This window comes from Roseovarius carneus, from assembly GCF_020141465.1.
Taxonomy (GTDB): domain Bacteria; phylum Pseudomonadota; class Alphaproteobacteria; order Rhodobacterales; family Rhodobacteraceae; genus Roseovarius; species Roseovarius carneus.
This window is the reverse complement of the sequence record NZ_JAHSPD010000001.1, coordinates 241,584-256,428: the sequence shown is the minus strand read 5'-3', so window position 1 is coordinate 256,428 and position 14,845 is coordinate 241,584. Positions and strand designations below refer to the sequence as shown.

Annotated in this window: 18 protein-coding genes; 8 read left to right on the top strand and 10 right to left on the bottom strand. The window is 60.4% G+C overall.

The window, feature by feature from the left end:
- Positions 1–44: 44 nt before the first annotated feature.
- Positions 45–605, bottom strand: coding sequence for a TetR/AcrR family transcriptional regulator (locus KUD11_RS01315; RefSeq protein WP_109387288.1), 561 nt, complete (start codon positions 603–605; stop codon positions 45–47).
- Between the two features lie 90 nt (positions 606–695).
- On the bottom strand, positions 696–1,385 hold the full coding sequence (locus tag KUD11_RS01310; protein ID WP_109387290.1) for a DUF1045 domain-containing protein: 690 nt from the start codon (positions 1,383–1,385) through the stop codon (positions 696–698).
- Between the two features lie 137 nt (positions 1,386–1,522).
- Between KUD11_RS01310 and KUD11_RS01305 the strand changes: the two genes are divergently transcribed.
- Positions 1,523–2,215: a fumarylacetoacetate hydrolase family protein gene (locus KUD11_RS01305; protein WP_109387292.1), complete on the top strand. Its 693-nt coding sequence runs from the start codon at positions 1,523–1,525 to the stop codon at positions 2,213–2,215.
- Positions 2,216–2,281: 66 nt separating this feature from the next.
- Here the strand turns inward: KUD11_RS01305 and KUD11_RS01300 are convergent, their stop codons facing one another.
- A complete protein-coding gene (locus KUD11_RS01300; protein WP_109387294.1) occupies positions 2,282–3,970 on the bottom strand; it encodes an acyl-CoA dehydrogenase family protein in 1,689 nt (562 codons plus the stop codon).
- A 148-nt stretch (positions 3,971–4,118) separates the two neighbouring features.
- Between KUD11_RS01300 and KUD11_RS01295 the strand changes: the two genes are divergently transcribed.
- The 6 genes from KUD11_RS01295 to trpB all read left to right on the top strand — a co-directional run bounded on the left by KUD11_RS01295 (position 4,119) and on the right by trpB (position 8,408).
- Positions 4,119–4,892 (top strand): sulfite exporter TauE/SafE family protein, encoded by a 774-nt coding sequence (locus tag KUD11_RS01295; protein ID WP_109387296.1) that lies wholly within the window; start codon positions 4,119–4,121, stop codon positions 4,890–4,892.
- 226 nt (positions 4,893–5,118) lie between these two features.
- Positions 5,119–5,400: an integration host factor subunit beta gene (gene ihfB / locus KUD11_RS01290; RefSeq protein WP_109387298.1), complete on the top strand. Its 282-nt coding sequence runs from the start codon at positions 5,119–5,121 to the stop codon at positions 5,398–5,400.
- A gap of 3 nt (positions 5,401–5,403) precedes the next feature.
- Positions 5,404–5,754 carry a lipopolysaccharide assembly protein LapA domain-containing protein gene (locus KUD11_RS01285; RefSeq protein WP_109387300.1) on the top strand — a complete coding sequence of 117 codons (351 nt, stop codon included), beginning with the start codon at positions 5,404–5,406 and terminating at the stop codon, positions 5,752–5,754.
- Positions 5,755–5,761: 7 nt separating this feature from the next.
- Positions 5,762–6,418, top strand: a complete 657-nt coding sequence (locus KUD11_RS01280) for a phosphoribosylanthranilate isomerase (RefSeq protein WP_109387301.1) — start codon at positions 5,762–5,764, stop codon at positions 6,416–6,418.
- A gap of 24 nt (positions 6,419–6,442) precedes the next feature.
- Positions 6,443–7,069, top strand: a complete 627-nt coding sequence (locus KUD11_RS01275; protein ID WP_109387303.1) for a class I SAM-dependent DNA methyltransferase — start codon at positions 6,443–6,445, stop codon at positions 7,067–7,069.
- 109 nt (positions 7,070–7,178) lie between these two features.
- On the top strand, positions 7,179–8,408 hold the full coding sequence (gene trpB / locus KUD11_RS01270; protein ID WP_109387305.1) for a tryptophan synthase subunit beta: 1,230 nt from the start codon (positions 7,179–7,181) through the stop codon (positions 8,406–8,408).
- 111 nt (positions 8,409–8,519) lie between these two features.
- Here the strand turns inward: trpB and KUD11_RS01265 are convergent, their stop codons facing one another.
- A complete protein-coding gene (locus tag KUD11_RS01265; RefSeq protein ID WP_109388392.1) occupies positions 8,520–9,395 on the bottom strand; it encodes a 3-hydroxybutyryl-CoA dehydrogenase in 876 nt (291 codons plus the stop codon).
- Between the two features lie 163 nt (positions 9,396–9,558).
- Between KUD11_RS01265 and KUD11_RS01260 the strand changes: the two genes are divergently transcribed.
- On the top strand, positions 9,559–10,392 hold the full coding sequence (locus KUD11_RS01260) for a DUF6473 family protein (protein ID WP_109387307.1): 834 nt from the start codon (positions 9,559–9,561) through the stop codon (positions 10,390–10,392).
- A 54-nt stretch (positions 10,393–10,446) separates the two neighbouring features.
- Here KUD11_RS01260 and KUD11_RS01255 read toward each other — a convergent pair whose 3' ends face one another.
- The 6 genes from KUD11_RS01255 to KUD11_RS15260 form a co-directional block, all read right to left on the bottom strand.
- Positions 10,447–11,373 carry an electron transfer flavoprotein subunit alpha/FixB family protein gene (locus KUD11_RS01255; RefSeq protein ID WP_109387309.1) on the bottom strand — a complete coding sequence of 309 codons (927 nt, stop codon included), beginning with the start codon at positions 11,371–11,373 and terminating at the stop codon, positions 10,447–10,449.
- Complete coding sequence (locus tag KUD11_RS01250; RefSeq protein ID WP_109387311.1) at positions 11,373–12,131, bottom strand: electron transfer flavoprotein subunit beta/FixA family protein; 759 nt, start codon at positions 12,129–12,131, stop codon at positions 11,373–11,375. The genes KUD11_RS01255 and KUD11_RS01250 overlap by 1 nt, the downstream gene beginning before the upstream one ends.
- A 203-nt stretch (positions 12,132–12,334) precedes the next feature.
- A complete protein-coding gene (locus KUD11_RS01245; RefSeq protein ID WP_109387312.1) occupies positions 12,335–12,910 on the bottom strand; it encodes a cob(I)yrinic acid a,c-diamide adenosyltransferase in 576 nt (191 codons plus the stop codon).
- A gap of 5 nt (positions 12,911–12,915) precedes the next feature.
- Positions 12,916–13,125, bottom strand: coding sequence for a twin transmembrane helix small protein (locus tag KUD11_RS01240; protein WP_109387314.1), 210 nt, complete (start codon positions 13,123–13,125; stop codon positions 12,916–12,918).
- 79 nt (positions 13,126–13,204) lie between these two features.
- Entirely contained in the window at positions 13,205–14,035 is an 831-nt protein-coding gene (locus KUD11_RS01235; protein WP_109387316.1) for an SDR family NAD(P)-dependent oxidoreductase, read from the bottom strand.
- 50 nt (positions 14,036–14,085) lie between these two features.
- Entirely contained in the window at positions 14,086–14,661 is a 576-nt protein-coding gene (locus tag KUD11_RS15260; RefSeq protein ID WP_181375328.1) for an SH3 domain-containing protein, read from the bottom strand.
- Between the last annotated feature and the right edge of the window lie 184 nt (positions 14,662–14,845).

Genomic DNA, 14,845 nt, shown 5'->3' with positions numbered 1-14,845 from the left:
TCCATTAGGGCAAGCTCATCAGCATTTTTCTCTCACGCGCCACATCAGCGTAGCACCAACACCAGATCAACAAGCGTGCCCATCGCCCCCGCCCGATCCGCTGGGGCGGCAGGCCCCATAGCCTCCATCCCGATGCTGGCAGCATATAGAATCTGCGCCATCTCAGGATTGCCAATGCCAAGATCGTTGAGCAACCCACCCAAATAGCTCAGCCGTTTGGCATCGACCCGGGCCACCGCTTCTGCGGCGCGCGGATGGCTGAGCGCCCATGCGCGGATCGCAGGCTCGGGATCACCGCCGCCGGGCTTGTCGGCAATCACTTGACCAAAGCGGCGCAGGCGGGCGACCGCGCCCTCTTCCTGTGACAGTACTGTGTCGAGGGTGCGGGTGGCCTCTTCTTCCCACGTCTCCAGGATGGCGGCGTGGAAGGCAGGAAGATCATCGAAATGCCAGTAGAACGAGCCTTTGGTGGTGCTGAGGCGCCGCGCAAGCGGTTCCGCCTGTAAGGCACCATGCCCAGCCTCGCCAAGGGCGGAAAGCCCGGCTTCAAGCCAGTTGTGACGGCGCAAGCGCGCGCGGCGCGGTGTGGAGGCATCGAGTGTCATGCGACATCAGTAACGCCGCAGTGCAGCATTTTGCAAGCCGCAGGATGCAGGTATGGGCGTTTTGACGCGCGCGCGGCTCTCGAAGGATCGTCAGCCCGTCAGCGCCCGGCGCTGGATCAGATGAAACATACCCTCCGCATCCTCACCCACAAGGCTCAGCGCATCTATGACGAAAGCCCCCTCCAGCAGCGGCGCGATATGCGGGCGCAGCACGCGCTCCACCTCCAGAACCTGCGCTTTTGGCAGCTTGCCTGTCAGGGTCATATGCCAGCGGAATCGCTCCATCACGTAAGGATAGCCCCAGCGGATCAGGTTGGCCTCTTCTTCCGGGGTGAGGCGTGCTGCACGGCGGCGCTCTAGCTCCGCCTCCGTCATGGGGGCGCACAGCGCGTCCAAATCCTGCACGCAAGCGGCGGCCAGTTGCGTCAAGGCGGGGCTCGCCTCATGTGGCACGAGGGCCAGAAACCGGCCAAGCCGCGCGAGGATGATCCCCTCCAACATGACGGGTGCGTGGCTTTGGCAGAGTGTCGCCAAGCCATCCCTGAGCGTCGCGAGGTCCCCCGCGCCCAGGCTGAAGGGCGGCTTCATCGTGGCGTGAAACCCATAGCGTTGGGGCGTTTGCGTGATCTCGGCCATGGGTGCGGGCAGGCCCGGCAGCACGGGATGTGCCACCGCCTTGCCGACTGCTATGTCCCAGCCCAGCCAGCGCGCGCCAAACTCCGCCAGAGGCCCGGAGGCGCGTGGCGTGAAATAGATGGCATAGCGTCGGTAATCGGGCATGGTGGCCCCTCCGAGTTCAGGACTGGCTTGGCCCGCTAGTGATGGCACAGGGCAGAGGTGGGGCCAATGCCCTGCCGCTTTGACTATGGCACGGGGCGGCGTCATATGAGGTCAGACGTGCAGTAAAGGAGCCTCCCATGGACCAGCCCATCTTTGATATCCCCGCCATTCCCAGCATTGAGATCACCGGCAGCGCAGACCGCTTTCCGGTGCGGCGCATTTTCTGTGTGGGGCGCAATTACGCGGCCCATGCCGCCGAGATGGGCAATGAGGTGGACCGGGAGGCGCCTTTTTACTTCACCAAATCGGCCCATGCTCTGGTCCTGTCGGGGGCCGAGATCACCTATCCGGCGGGCACCGCGGATTGCCATTACGAGATGGAATTCGTGATCGCCATCGGCAAGCCAGCCTACAAGGTGTCGCAGGACGCGGCGATGGCGGCCGTCTACGGCTATGCTTGCGGGATTGACCTTACGCGCCGCGATCTTCAGGCAAAGGCTAAAGAGGAGCGCAAGCCGTGGGATCTGGGCAAGGATTTCGATCAATCCGCTATCATGGGTGCTATCACTCCGAGCGCGGGTTTTGGCGCGGTTGGCGATCAGGCGATCACGCTGGAGATGGACGGGGCGCTGCGCCAGAGCGGGCATCTCAGCGAGATGATCTGGTCCGTTCCCGAGATCATCGCGCATCTGTCGGGGTTCTATCATCTGATGCCGGGGGATCTGATCTATACCGGCACGCCTGCGGGTGTGGGGCCGGTGCATGTGGGCGCGCGGCTCAAAGGGGCCATTGACGGGCTGGAGCCAATCTCCTTGCGTATCGCGCCCTAGGGGCACGGCAACGAAAAAGGCCCCGCGCAGTCCTTGCACGGGGCCTTTTCATGTCTTTTGGGGCGTTCAGGCCAGAAGGCGGCGCGCCACGACCTGTGCCTGAATTTCGGCAGCACCCTCGAAGATGTTGAGGATACGCGCGTCACACAGGATGCGGCTGATCTTGTATTCCAGAGCGAAGCCGTTGCCGCCATGGATTTGCAGACCGTTATCCGCCGCTGCCCACGCAACCCGTGCACCCAGCAGCTTGGCCATCCCGGCCTCCAGATCGCAGCGGCGTCCATTGTCTTTCTCGAACGCGCTGAAATAGGTCAGCTGACGTGTGACCATGATCTCCACCGCCATCATCGCCAGCTTGCTCGCCACGCGCGGGAACTCAATGAGGCTCTTGCCGAATTGCTTGCGGTCGATGGCATATTGCATGGACACATCGAGCGCTGATTGCGCGACACCCACGGCGCGGGCGGCGGTCTGGATGCGCGCGCTTTCAAACGTCTCCATCAGCTGTTTGAAGCCTTTGCCCTCTTCCCCGCCCAGAAGGTTCTCGCCCTTGACGTGGAAATTATCAAAGGCCAGCTCGTATTCCTTCATGCCGCGGTAGCCCAGAACCTCGATCTCGCCGCCGGACATGCCCTCGGTCGGGAAGGGGTTGGCGCAATCGCCGGGAATTTTCTCGGCCAGAAACATCGACAGGCCGCGATGATCTGTCGTGTCGGGCTTGGAGCGCGCGAGCACTGTCATCATGTGGGTGCGCGAGGCGTGGGTGATCCACGTCTTGTTGCCCGTGATTTTCCAATCGCCATTTTCGTCCTTGACCGCGCGGGTGCGCAGGGAGCCAAGGTCGGAGCCTGTATTGGGCTCGGTAAACACAGCCGTGGGGAGGGTCTCGCCGCTTGCCAGTTTCGGCAGCCATTTGGCTTTTTGCTCGTCTGTGCCGCCCGCGATGATCAACTCTGCGGCAATCTCGGACCGGGTGCCGAGCGAGCCCACACCGATATAGCCACGGCTTAGCTCCTCGGAGACGACGCACATTGATGCTTTGCTCATGCCCAGCCCGCCATATTCTTCGGGGATGGTCAGGCCAAAGACGCCCATCTCGGACAGCTCGTCGATGATCTCCATAGGGATCAGTTCGTCCTTGAGGTGCCATTCATGCGCGTCGGGCTCAACCCGCTCCAGCGCATAGCGGCGGAACTGCTCGCGGATCATCTCAAGCTCTTCGTCGAGGCCGGTCTTGCCCACGGTGATCTCGGCGGCGCGCTCTTGCATCAACTCCACGAGGCGCACGCGGGCGGCTTGTGTGTTGCCGTTTTGGGTGAGTGTCATGATTTCGGGCGTCATCATGACCTGCATCTCGTCCTGGTTCAGGCCGATATCTTGCAGGCGCAGCATCTCGCCTTGGTTCATCGGGATGCCGCCGTAAAGCTGCCAGAGATATTCGCCGAACGCGATCTGGTGGATCAATTGCTCGACCTCGCCAAACGCGCCCTCCTCAGTAAGCCGCTCGGCCCATTTTTGCATCTGGCGCAGCGATTCGACGTAAGTGGCCAGCCATGCCAGCCCGTGTGCGGCAGTCTGATGCGCCTCGACGGCGGCGCCCGAGACGCGGCCATCAATGGTCACGAGGTCGCGCAAATGTGCTTTGGCGGTCTCCAGAATGGCCTCGGCGGGGGCAATGGCCGCGCCTGTCAGGTCGGTGAGATTGTCCAGCAGCGTGCCATGCAGCAGCGGTGCGCTTTGTCCATCATGTGCCATCTTGATCCATCCTTTTCACTTTGGCGTCCGTCCTAGCTACTTTGCAGGTGCAGCGCAACTATTTTGCCATTAAGGGGTATGTTTAGGTTCTTATCTTGCGCAGTCAAATTTGCCTGCCACAAATCATCATCCCTGATAGATAGATCGGATGGAACTTCTGTCAGGGCAGGGCCCACTTCTTTTATACGTTTTTGCGGGCGTGATGGCGATCCTTGCCGGGATGGTGAAGGGGCTTGTGGGATTTGGGATGCCGATGATCCTGATCTCGGGGCTCAGCACGATCATGCCGCCCGACGTGGCGTTGGCGGGGCTGATCGGGCCGACGCTTGTGACAAACCTCTGGCAGGCGCTCCGCCAAGGGCCGGGGGCAGCGGTGGCATCGGTGCGGATGTTCGCGCCTTTCATGGTAGCGGGCGCTGTCACGCTGGTCTTGGCCGCGCAGCTTGTCCCGCATATGCGCAGTGAGGCGCTGTTGCTGATCATTGCGGTGCCCATCACGGGGTTCGCGCTTTTGATGCTGTTGGGGCGGGAGCTGCCGTTGCCCGCGCAGCCGGGGCGCGGGGTCCAGGGGGCAATCGGCGCTCTTTCAGGGTGCTTGGGCGGTATGACAGGTGTCTGGGGGCCGACCACTGTTGCCATGCTGACCGCGATGCAGACTGAAAAGCGCGACCAGATACGTATTCAGGGCGTGATATATGGCAGCGGTGCGGTGCTTTTGGCGGTGGCGCATTTCGGCTCTGGTGTGCTCAACGCGGCGACGGTGGGGCTGTCATTTGTGCTGATTGCGCCTGCGATACTCGGTCAATGGCTGGGCCTTCAGGTGCAGGACCGGATTGATCAGGTGATGTTTCGCCGTCTGACGCTGATCGTGCTGCTTTTGGCGGGGCTCAATCTTTTGCGCCGGGGTGTGATGGGCGGGTGATCTGCCGGTCTTCAGGCGCGATTCGCAGACCAGTATGGCGTTGCGCCGCAGCGCCTCGCCTTAACGATCAACTGTGTTTGAATTTGCCCGAGCGCCCGTGAAGGGTGCAAAATGCCGCCCAAATGGTGAGATACTGTCGCGTTAGGTGTTTTGATCTGCGTGCTTTATCCGTATAGTCAACAAAGCGTTACAGAAACGCTCGTGCGAAAATACCGGGGGGTAACAGATGATCAGATCGGAATTGATTCAAAAAATCGCCGATGAAAATCCTCATCTCTATCAGCGTGACGTAGAGCGGATCGTTAACACCATTTTTAACGAAATCACCGATGCGATGGCCGGGGGAAACCGGGTTGAGCTTCGTGGGTTTGGCGCTTTTTCCGTCAAGCAGAGGGATGCGCGCACAGGTCGCAACCCGCGCACAGGCGAATCGGTGCAGGTTGTTGAAAAGCACGTGCCGTTTTTCAAAACCGGCAAGCTGCTACGGGACCGGCTGAACGGGAAGTAATCCATGCGCTACATTCGCTACGGCTCCATCGCCATCTTCGCGCTGGCCCTGATTCTGGTGGCGCTGGCCAATCGGGGCATGGTCTCGGTCAAGATGTTGCCCGATGAGATTGCAGGGTTTGCCGCGTTGAACCCTGGTCACGAGGTGCCGCTCTTTGTGGTGATCTTCGGCAGCGTTCTTGCGGGGCTCGTGCTCGGCTTCATCTGGGAATGGATCCGCGAAGCCAAGGAGCGTGCCACAGCCGCTGCCCGCGCGCGCGAAATTCAGCGTCTGCGCGCCGAGCTTGCCCGCCTCAAGGGTGAGAAGCATGAGGGCAAGGACGAAGTTCTGGCGCTTCTCGATCAGGCCAGCTGATTATCATATGACCAAAGACATTCGGATCAAGATGTGCGGGCTCACCCGCGCTGCGGACGTGACGGCGGCTGTTGCTGCGGGCGCCGCCTATCTGGGCTTCAACTTTTTTCCCAAGTCACCGCGTTATGTCTCGTTTGACGCCGCGCGCGCCCTTGCCCTTGAGGTGCCAGAGGGCATCGCGAAAGTCTCCCTGACGGTGGATGCTGATAACGCCATGCTAGACCAGCTTGTCGCAACTGTGCCGCTTGATATGCTGCAACTGCACGGGCACGAAACGGCGGCCCGTGTGAGCGAGGTCAAAGCGCGCTATGGCCTGCCGGTGATCAAGGTGATCGGGATTGGCGAAGCGGCTGATCTGCCGCAGATCGACACCTATGGCCGCGTGGCTGATCAGCTATTGGTCGACACGAAGCCGCCGCCGGGCGCCGACAGGCCGGGTGGTAACGCACTGGCCTTTGACTGGACCTTGATCGAGGGGCGCCGCTGGCCGGTGCCGTGGATGCTTGCGGGCGGTCTGACCGTGGACAATGTGGCCGCCGCTATTGAGGCCACTGGTGCGACGCAGGTCGATGTCGCCTCAGGGATCGAAAGCGCGCCGGGTCTCAAGGATGCAAATCTTATGTCAGCTTTTGTTGACAGCGCCCGAGGTCGCATCACATCCTGACCTAAGCCAAAGGGAGGGAGTGCAATGAGCGGGACCGAACACTTGGAAGACGTCTATGCGGCGCAAAGTGCCGAGGACACGCGCCGGGTCTACAATAAACGATCGCACAGCTATAATGCCGATAATCTGAGCCGGGGGTTTCGCTTGCCGTTTCTTGCTGCGGGTCTTCTTGCGCAGCACCTGAAGCCTGATGCGGGCCCGGTTCTGGATGCGGGGTCTGGCACGGGACTTGTGGGTGAGACTTTGCGTCTGATGGGGTTCGACCATCTGATCGCCTGTGATGTGTCGCCCGAGATGCTCTGTGTCGCGGCAATGACTGAGGCGTACGAATCGTTTCACGAGACGGATATCGGCGCGCATATCCCAATTGATGACAATCTCTGTGCGGGCTTTGTCTGTGTCGGGGCGTTCGGACCCGGCCATGCGCCGCCCCGCAGCCTGATTGAGTTGGCCCGCGTCACACGCCCCGGTGGGATCGGCGTCTTTAACCTGCTCGAAGCGCATTATGTTGAGCAGGGCTTTCCCGATATTATGCAGGCCCTGACCGAGACGGGCCGCTGGGAAGAGGTCCACGTGACGCCGCCCTTTCTGCCCTTCCTTTTGGCCGAGCCGGAGTTGTGGTCGCGTGCCTATGTGATGCGGATGCTCTGAACCAGGCACGTGAGATATTACTCAGGGAGACTGACGCAGGGATTTCGCTGGAATTTCCCTGCGCCGCCCCATATTCAGACCCAATGAAACGCATCGGAAAGACAGTGCTATGAATGATCTCTTCAACAGCTTCATGACCGGCCCCGACGATAAGGGCCGCTTTGGTGATTTCGGCGGGCGGTTCGTGTCTGAGACGCTGATGCCCCTGATACTTGAGCTGGAAGAGCAATACGAGCACGCCAAGACCGACGACAGCTTCTGGGCCGAGATGAACGACCTCTGGACCCATTACGTAGGCCGCCCCAGCCCGCTTTACTTCGCCGAAGGGCTGACACGGCATTTGGGCGGGGCCAAGATTTACCTCAAGCGTGACGAGTTGAACCACACGGGCGCGCACAAGATTAACAACGTGCTGGGCCAGATCCTTTTGGCGCGTCGCATGGGCAAGACCCGCATCATCGCGGAGACAGGCGCGGGCCAGCACGGGGTGGCCACGGCGACTGTCTGTGCCAAGTTTGGCCTCAAATGTATCGTCTACATGGGCGCGCATGACGTAGAACGCCAAGCGCCCAACGTCTTTAGGATGAAGCTTCTGGGGGCCGAGGTCGTGCCTGTGACCTCCGGGCGCGGCACGCTTAAAGACGCGATGAATGACGCCCTGCGTGACTGGGTGACCAATGTGCGCGACACATTTTATTGCATCGGTACAGTTGCCGGCCCGCACCCCTATCCGGCCATGGTGCGCGATTTCCAAAGCATCATCGGCAAAGAGACCAAAGAGCAAATGATGGCAGCCGAAGGCCGCCTGCCCGACACGCTGATTGCCGCGATCGGTGGAGGATCAAATGCGATGGGCCTCTTCTACCCGTTTCTCGATGATAAGGATGTGAACATCATCGGCGTCGAGGCGGGTGGCAAGGGTGTGAACGCCAAGATGGAGCATTGCGCATCCCTCACGGGCGGTCGCCCCGGCGTGCTGCACGGCAACCGCACTTACCTGCTGCAAGATGATGATGGCCAGATCCTTGAGGGCTATTCTATCTCCGCCGGGCTCGATTATCCCGGCATCGGCCCCGAGCATAGCTGGCTGCACGATATTGGCCGCGCACAATATGTCTCGATCACTGACAAGGAAGCGCTTGAGGCGTTCCAGCTCAGCTGCACCACCGAAGGTATCATCCCTGCGCTGGAGCCGAGCCATGCTCTCGCCCATGTCATGAAAATCGCGCCAGCCCTGCCAGCCGACCACCTGCTGGTGATGAACATGTGTGGGCGTGGCGACAAGGATATCTTCACAGTCGCTAAACACCTCGGCTTCGAGATGGCGCAAAAAGACTAAACCACCTGCACCAGCAGCCTGCGTTGCGATTTGGGTATTTAAACCAAGAAAAAATCCAGCTTTCTTCTTAGCCCAAATACTCGAATACACTGGATCAGGCTTGGCGCTAATCTAACGCGTGGGCACAGGGCTCTCGCCGCGATAATCGTAAAAGCCGCGCCCGGTTTTGCGACCGAGCCACCCGGCTTCGACATATTTCGTCAAGAGCGGGCAGGGGCGGTATTTCGTGTCGGCCAGCCCGTCATGGAGCACGTTCATGATCGCCAGGCATGTGTCGAGCCCGATAAAATCCGCAAGCTCCAGAGGCCCCATAGGGTGGTTCGCGCCAAGGCGCATCGCACCGTCGATGGATTGCACATTCCCCACGCCCTCGTAGAGCGTATAGACTGCCTCGTTGATCATCGGCATCAGGATGCGGTTGACGATGAAGCCCGGAAAATCCTCCGCCGAGGAGGATGTTTTGCCCAAGCGGTCGACAACTGCCTTGCAGGCGTTGAATGTCGGTTCGTCCGTGGCGATGCCCCGGATCAGCTCGACAAGCTGCATCACGGGCACCGGGTTCATGAAGTGGAACCCCATGAATTTCTCGGGCCGGTCCGTGCGGCTGGCAAGGCGCGTGATCGAGATGGAGGATGTGTTTGACGTGAGGATCGTGTCGGTTGCGAGATGTGGCAGCAGGTCCTCGAAGATCGCCTGTTTGACGGTTTCGCGCTCGGTCGCGGCCTCGATGATCAGGTTGGACGGACCCAGATCTGTCAGGGTGGTGGTCGTGCGGATGCGGGCGAGGGCCGTCTCCATCTCATCGCCGCTGATCTTTTCGCGGCTGACCTGCCGCTCCATGTTCTTGCGCATGATATCCATGGCCGAGGTCAGAGCATCCGCGCTGATATCGGTCAGCTTCACGTCGTATCCTGCCAGAGCCATCACATGCGCGATGCCGTTGCCCATCTGCCCTGCGCCGACGACGCCGATAGTGCGGATTTCCATATACATGCCCTTTTGCGCCTATGTTCTGCCCAAAGATACGCGCCCCGGGCAGGGCCCCGCAAGGGGCGAGATCGCGAACAGATTTAGGCGAATTTGCGCATTAGAGAAATCTCAACTGCTTGCACCGATTCTCCCTCTTGGGTGAGTAAGAACGGTGGGAACTATGGCTTATGAAAAGCTGGGGCAGAGCCCCTTAGACTATATGCCGTGCCGCTATGGCGCGTCCAAACTTCTCTTTCGCGGGCCGCGCCGGGAGTTTGATGCGCCCTATGTGGCCTGCCTTGGTGGTACGGAGACCTATGGCAAGTTTATCGAGGCGCCGTTCCCGGCGCTTCTCGAGGCGCGGACAGGGGTCACTTGTGTGAATTTCGGGCTGCCCAATGCGGGGATTGATGTGTTTTTGAACGATCCTGGCGTGCTCTCGATCGCCAATAATGCAAGGCTCGTGGTGCTTCAGGTACCGCCCGCGCTCAATATGTCGAACCGGTTCTACACTGTGCATCCGAGGCGCAATGATCGCTTTGTGAAAGCCTCCGCCTCGCTCAAGAGCGTGTTTCGCGAGGTGGACTTCACCGAGTTTCATTTCACGCGCCATATGCTCCGACATTTGCGGGGGGTGGCGCCGGATCGCTTTGATCTGATTCGTGATGAGTTGCAGGCAGCATGGATCGCGCGGATGCGAGTTTTGCTGCATCAGGTGACGGCCCCTGTGGCGCTGTTGTGGATGTCAGCTCATGCGCCGCAGGAGAGTGCCGCCTCGCCTGATCTGGTGCATGATCCGGCCTTTGTGACATGCGCCATGCTGGATGCGGTAAGGCCGCAGGTGGCCTGTGTGATTGACGCGACCGTGAGCGCCGAGGCGTTGGCGCTGGGCAGTCGGGGGATGGTCTTCTCGGAGTTGGAGGGGAGTGCCGCATGCGAGCTTTTGGGGCCTGCCGCCCATGCGGAGGCGGCCGCGGCGCTTTTACCTATCGTGGTGGAACATGTCCGTATCTGAATGCAAAAAGGCCCGCCGGTTCTGGCGGGCCTTTTCATGTCACATCTTGAAAGATCAGAGTTTTTCAGTCAGCTCAGGTACTGCGTCGAAGAGATCGGCCACGAGGCCGTAATCGGCTACCTGAAAAATCGGGGCTTCTTCGTCTTTGTTGATCGCGACGATGATCTTGGAGTCTTTCATGCCAGCGAGGTGCTGAATGGCCCCAGAGATGCCGACGGCGACGTAAAGATCTGGCGCGACGACCTTGCCGGTCTGACCAACCTGCCAATCATTCGGAGCATAGCCCGAATCGACCGCCGCGCGGCTCGCGCCCACGGCAGCACCCAGCTTGTCCGCCAGTTTCTCGATCATGGCGAAATCATCAAGCGATCCGACACCGCGCCCGCCTGAGACGACAACGCCTGCGGAGGTCAGCTCGGGGCGGTCAGAGGTCGCGACCTTGTCTTCTACCCATTCCGAGAGGCCTGGATTGGCAGCGGCGGAGATTGTCTCGACCGAGGCTGATCCGCCTTCCGCTGCTGCATCAAACGCTGCGGTACGGAAGCTGACCACTATGGTGCTGTCCGAGGATTTCACGGTCTGGATCGCGTTGCCCGCGTAGATGGGCCGCTCGAACGTGGCGGCGTCAACCACGCCAGAGACATCCGAGATCACCATGACATCCAGAAGGGCCGCCACGCGGGGCAGCACGTTCTTGGCGTCCGTCGTGGCGGGTGCGACGATATGCGAATAATCGCCCGCAAGGCTCACAATGAGCGCCGCTGTGGGTTCGGCCAAGCGATGACCCAGCGAGGCATCCTCGGCGACCAACACCTTGGCCACGCCCGTGATTTTCGCAGCAGCGTCGCCTGCGGCGGCAGCATTGGACCCTGCGCAGAGTACAGTCACATCACCAAGGCTTTGGGCCGCTGTCACGGCCTTCGCCGTCGCGTCCATCGCCAATTCACCATCCGTCACTTCGGCAAGGAGAAGAACAGCCATTATACGGCCCCCGCTTCTTTGAGTTTCGCCACAAGCTCGTCCACCGAGCCAACCATTTCACCGGCCTTGCGCGTCGCAGGCTCGGCGGTTGAGACCACGGCGAGGCGCGGTGTCACGTCGACGCCGTAATCGGCGGCGGTTTTCTCATCCATCGGCTTTTTCTTCGCCTTCATGATGTTGGGGAGGCTTGCATAGCGCGGCTCGTTGAGGCGCAGATCGACGGTGATGATGCCGGGCATCTTCACCCTGATCGTTTGCAGGCCGCCATCGACTTCGCGGGTCACGAGCGCATGATCGCCCTCGATATCGAGGCCCGATGCGAAGGTGCCTTGGCTCCAACCCAGAAGCGCCGAGAGCATCTGGCCCGTGGCATTCATGTCGTTGTCAATCGCCTGCTTGCCTGCCAGCACAAGGCCGGGCTGCTCTTCGTCGATGATCGCCTTGAGGATTTTGGCGACCGCGAGCGGCTCAATGTCGTTATGCACATCATCGGTTGCAATCACGAGGATCGCGCGGTCCGCCCCCATCGCAAGCGCCGTGCGCAGGGTTTCCTGACTTTGCTTCACGCCGATGGAGACAGCGATCACTTCGCTCACCTTGCCCGCTTCCTTGAGGCGGATCGCCTCTTCGACAGCAATCTCGTCGAATGGATTCATAGACATTTTCACATTGGCAAGATCGACGCCGCTCCCATCCGCCTTCACGCGGACTTTCACGTTATAGTCAATCACGCGTTTGACAGGCACGATCACCTTCATTGGCATGGTCTCCTTTAGTGCTTCTGAGCCGGGGTGCGACTCTGTTCCTATTGTCTCTCTCGCGTGGTTCTAGCGAAAGCGGACCGCGCAAAACAGGGTAAAATCGTCACGCTGCTACTCTACTGCGTCACATCTGGAAAAATAAATGCGCGCCACCGGTAATTTTGCTGCGCGTCCGATCCCTTGAGGCAAGCGACCCGCCACTATTCGCGGTTCGCCCCCGGAACCCAAAGCACGTCATCCTTGCCGCCATTATTGGCAATGCGCGAAGCCACAAAGAACCAATCACTCAACCGGTTGAGGTATTTTACCGCGGCGGGGTTCACCGTCTCAATGGTGGCAAGCTCCACGCTCAGCCGCTCGGCGCGGCGCGACACGGTGCGGCACAGGTGCAGATAGGCCGCAAGCGGCGTACCACCGGGCAGGATGAAGCTGCGCAGCGGCTCCAGCATATCGTTCATCACGTCGATCTCCGCCTCCAGCCGCGCGACTTGGGCATCTGTCATGCGCAGGGGCGTGTATTCGGCCTCGGCGTCGCTCTCCATGTCGGGGCGGCAGAGGTCCGCGCCCAGATCGAAGAGGTCGTTTTGGATACGCGCCAGCGCTTTGTCCGTCTCAGCGGTTGCGTGTTGGCGCGCGAGGCCCACGGTCGCGTTGGTCTCATCCACGGTGCCATAGGCGCTGACCCGCATTGAGTGTTTCGCCACGCGGCTTCCGTTGCCCAGAGCCGTTTCGCCCTTGTCGCCTGTTTTTGTGTAGATTTTGTTCAGAACAACCATGCTTTTCAGCCCCCTGTCTGTCTGCGGATGTATACAAAGATGAGGATCAGCGCGACCGCGATGAACTGCGCGATGATACGCCAGCGCATGAACTTGTTGGCGCGTTTGCCATTGTCCTTGCCCTCTTTGCCGAAGGTGCTGATGCCCATGGCCAAAATGACGGCCACGACACCGCAAGCAATCGCGGTGATGATAAAAAGTGGATCGTTTAACATTGATATCCCCATTCTCGGTCTCTCGCCCATGTAGGCCGCCGCAGGGCAAAAGCGAACCCTAAATCCTCAGCACTCACCGTCATGCGCGCGCCAAAAGCCAATCAAGCGCACGTGTCGGCAGCACGCGTTTGAGAAAGCCCATGACATGCGTGGGCGTGGTCACATAATAGCGCGCACGGGGGCGGCGGGCCTCAAGCGCGTGAATGAGCTTTTTCGTCACGGCAGAGGCCGGAAGCTCAAACTTATCGGGGCTAGAATCCTCGTAGAGCCGTTTTTGCAGGCCCGCGCGGTAGGCTTCGCTGCGCGGGGAGGATTCCCAGTCGATCCAGCGCTCAAAATGTGGGATCGCGTTTTGGCGGATTTTGGACGTCACGGGGCCGGGCTCGATCAAGATCACCTCGACCCCGGTGCCCTTCATCTCGATCCTCAGAGTATCGCTGAGCCCCTCCAGCGCGTGTTTCGTGGAGTTGTAAGCCCCCCGCCATGGCAGGGTGACGAAGCCCAAGATGGAAGAGTTCTGCACGATCCGCCCCGCGCCCTGTGCCCGCATGACGGGGATCACAAGGCGCGAAAGCTCGTGCCAACCGAAGAAATTAGCCTCAAAGATATGGCGCAGCGCATCCGTCGGCAGGTCCTCGACCAGACCGGGGCAGGCATAGGCGCCATTGTTGAAAAGCGCGTCCAGACGCCCGCCCGTGGCTTCAAGAACCTCGGCCAGACCGGTGTAAATCGTGTTGGTGTCGCTGTAATCAATCAGGGGGCTTTCAAACCCTTCTGCGATCAGTCGGGCGCAGTCTTCGGCTTTGCGGCACGACGCAAAGACACGCCAGCCGCGCGCCCGCATTCGGGTGGCCGCATCATAGCCGATGCCCGAAGAGCAGCCGGTGATCAGGAGGGATTTTTCAGTCATGGCCGGACGCTAGAGCGGTGCTGCGTCCGGTGCAATCTCTTTACCGGGTTTCAGTTGGACGCGGTGACCAACCAGTCGGCCATCCATCCGACTTGCCCTGAGTCCATATTACGCAATTTCATCCAGCCGTTATCGGCTTGGTCCAGTATCTCCACCGGGGTGCCGGCCGTCAGCTGTGCGATTTTGCCGAAATTCGCGCCGGGGCCGTTGCGCATATTGGCGAGGGCGCGGGCGATGCTGCGGATATCTGCCGCCTCGACGGGGGCTGCGATCACCGCTTGATCGATGGGGACGAGGTTCACGTTGCGCACCAGCGTTTCTGCGGAGAACGCGCCCAAGCCGCCAAGATCTATCTCCGCAGCTAGCGGTTGTGCGCCGTTTTGCAGCGTTTGCGAAGTGGAGGCGAGGGTAATGACAAACTCTTCCATCCCGTTGACGCTGGGCGCGGCCGCTGCGTTGCGGGTCACGATCTGCTCGGCGCCCACGTCTTGGGGGGCATTGGTAAGGGTGCGCGCGCGGGCTGTTTTGTTCTGCTTTTTTGCAGATGTGGTTTGGGCGGGCGGTTCATCCCCGACCACGGCCATGACCATCACAGGTGCAGGGCGTGCGAAGAGGGGCTTGTCCACCCATGCGACTTGAAGTGAATTTTTTACGGGGCTGTAGGCAGCACCCCCGCTCATTTCATAAAACGCCCAGCCTAAAAAGCCGAACGTCACAAGCATAAAGCGCCACATCGCGCATCCCCCAAAATCGTACAAACACTAGCAATGCGTAACTTCTACACGATTCGCGCGCGGCCTATATGGGAAA

Bases quoted from the DNA above. Each gene is read 5' to 3' on its own strand.
- KUD11_RS01315 (WP_109387288.1), bottom strand. From the start codon at position 605: ATGACACTCGATGCCTCCACACCGCGCCGCGCGCGCTTGCGCCGTCAC.
- KUD11_RS01310 (WP_109387290.1), bottom strand. From the start codon at position 1,385: ATGCCCGATTACCGACGCTATGCCATCTATTTCACGCCACGCGCCTCC.
- KUD11_RS01305 (WP_109387292.1), top strand. From the start codon at position 1,523: ATGGACCAGCCCATCTTTGATATCCCCGCCATTCCCAGCATTGAGATC.
- KUD11_RS01300 (WP_109387294.1), bottom strand. From the start codon at position 3,970: ATGGCACATGATGGACAAAGCGCACCGCTGCTGCATGGCACGCTGCTG.
- KUD11_RS01295 (WP_109387296.1), top strand. From the start codon at position 4,119: ATGGAACTTCTGTCAGGGCAGGGCCCACTTCTTTTATACGTTTTTGCG.
- ihfB (WP_109387298.1), top strand. From the start codon at position 5,119: ATGATCAGATCGGAATTGATTCAAAAAATCGCCGATGAAAATCCTCAT.
- KUD11_RS01285 (WP_109387300.1), top strand. From the start codon at position 5,404: ATGCGCTACATTCGCTACGGCTCCATCGCCATCTTCGCGCTGGCCCTG.
- KUD11_RS01280 (WP_109387301.1), top strand. From the start codon at position 5,762: ATGACCAAAGACATTCGGATCAAGATGTGCGGGCTCACCCGCGCTGCG.
- KUD11_RS01275 (WP_109387303.1), top strand. From the start codon at position 6,443: ATGAGCGGGACCGAACACTTGGAAGACGTCTATGCGGCGCAAAGTGCC.
- trpB (WP_109387305.1), top strand. From the start codon at position 7,179: ATGAATGATCTCTTCAACAGCTTCATGACCGGCCCCGACGATAAGGGC.
- KUD11_RS01265 (WP_109388392.1), bottom strand. From the start codon at position 9,395: ATGGAAATCCGCACTATCGGCGTCGTCGGCGCAGGGCAGATGGGCAAC.
- KUD11_RS01260 (WP_109387307.1), top strand. From the start codon at position 9,559: ATGGCTTATGAAAAGCTGGGGCAGAGCCCCTTAGACTATATGCCGTGC.
- KUD11_RS01255 (WP_109387309.1), bottom strand. From the start codon at position 11,373: ATGGCTGTTCTTCTCCTTGCCGAAGTGACGGATGGTGAATTGGCGATG.
- KUD11_RS01250 (WP_109387311.1), bottom strand. From the start codon at position 12,131: ATGAAGGTGATCGTGCCTGTCAAACGCGTGATTGACTATAACGTGAAA.
- KUD11_RS01245 (WP_109387312.1), bottom strand. From the start codon at position 12,910: ATGGTTGTTCTGAACAAAATCTACACAAAAACAGGCGACAAGGGCGAA.
- KUD11_RS01240 (WP_109387314.1), bottom strand. From the start codon at position 13,125: ATGTTAAACGATCCACTTTTTATCATCACCGCGATTGCTTGCGGTGTC.
- KUD11_RS01235 (WP_109387316.1), bottom strand. From the start codon at position 14,035: ATGACTGAAAAATCCCTCCTGATCACCGGCTGCTCTTCGGGCATCGGC.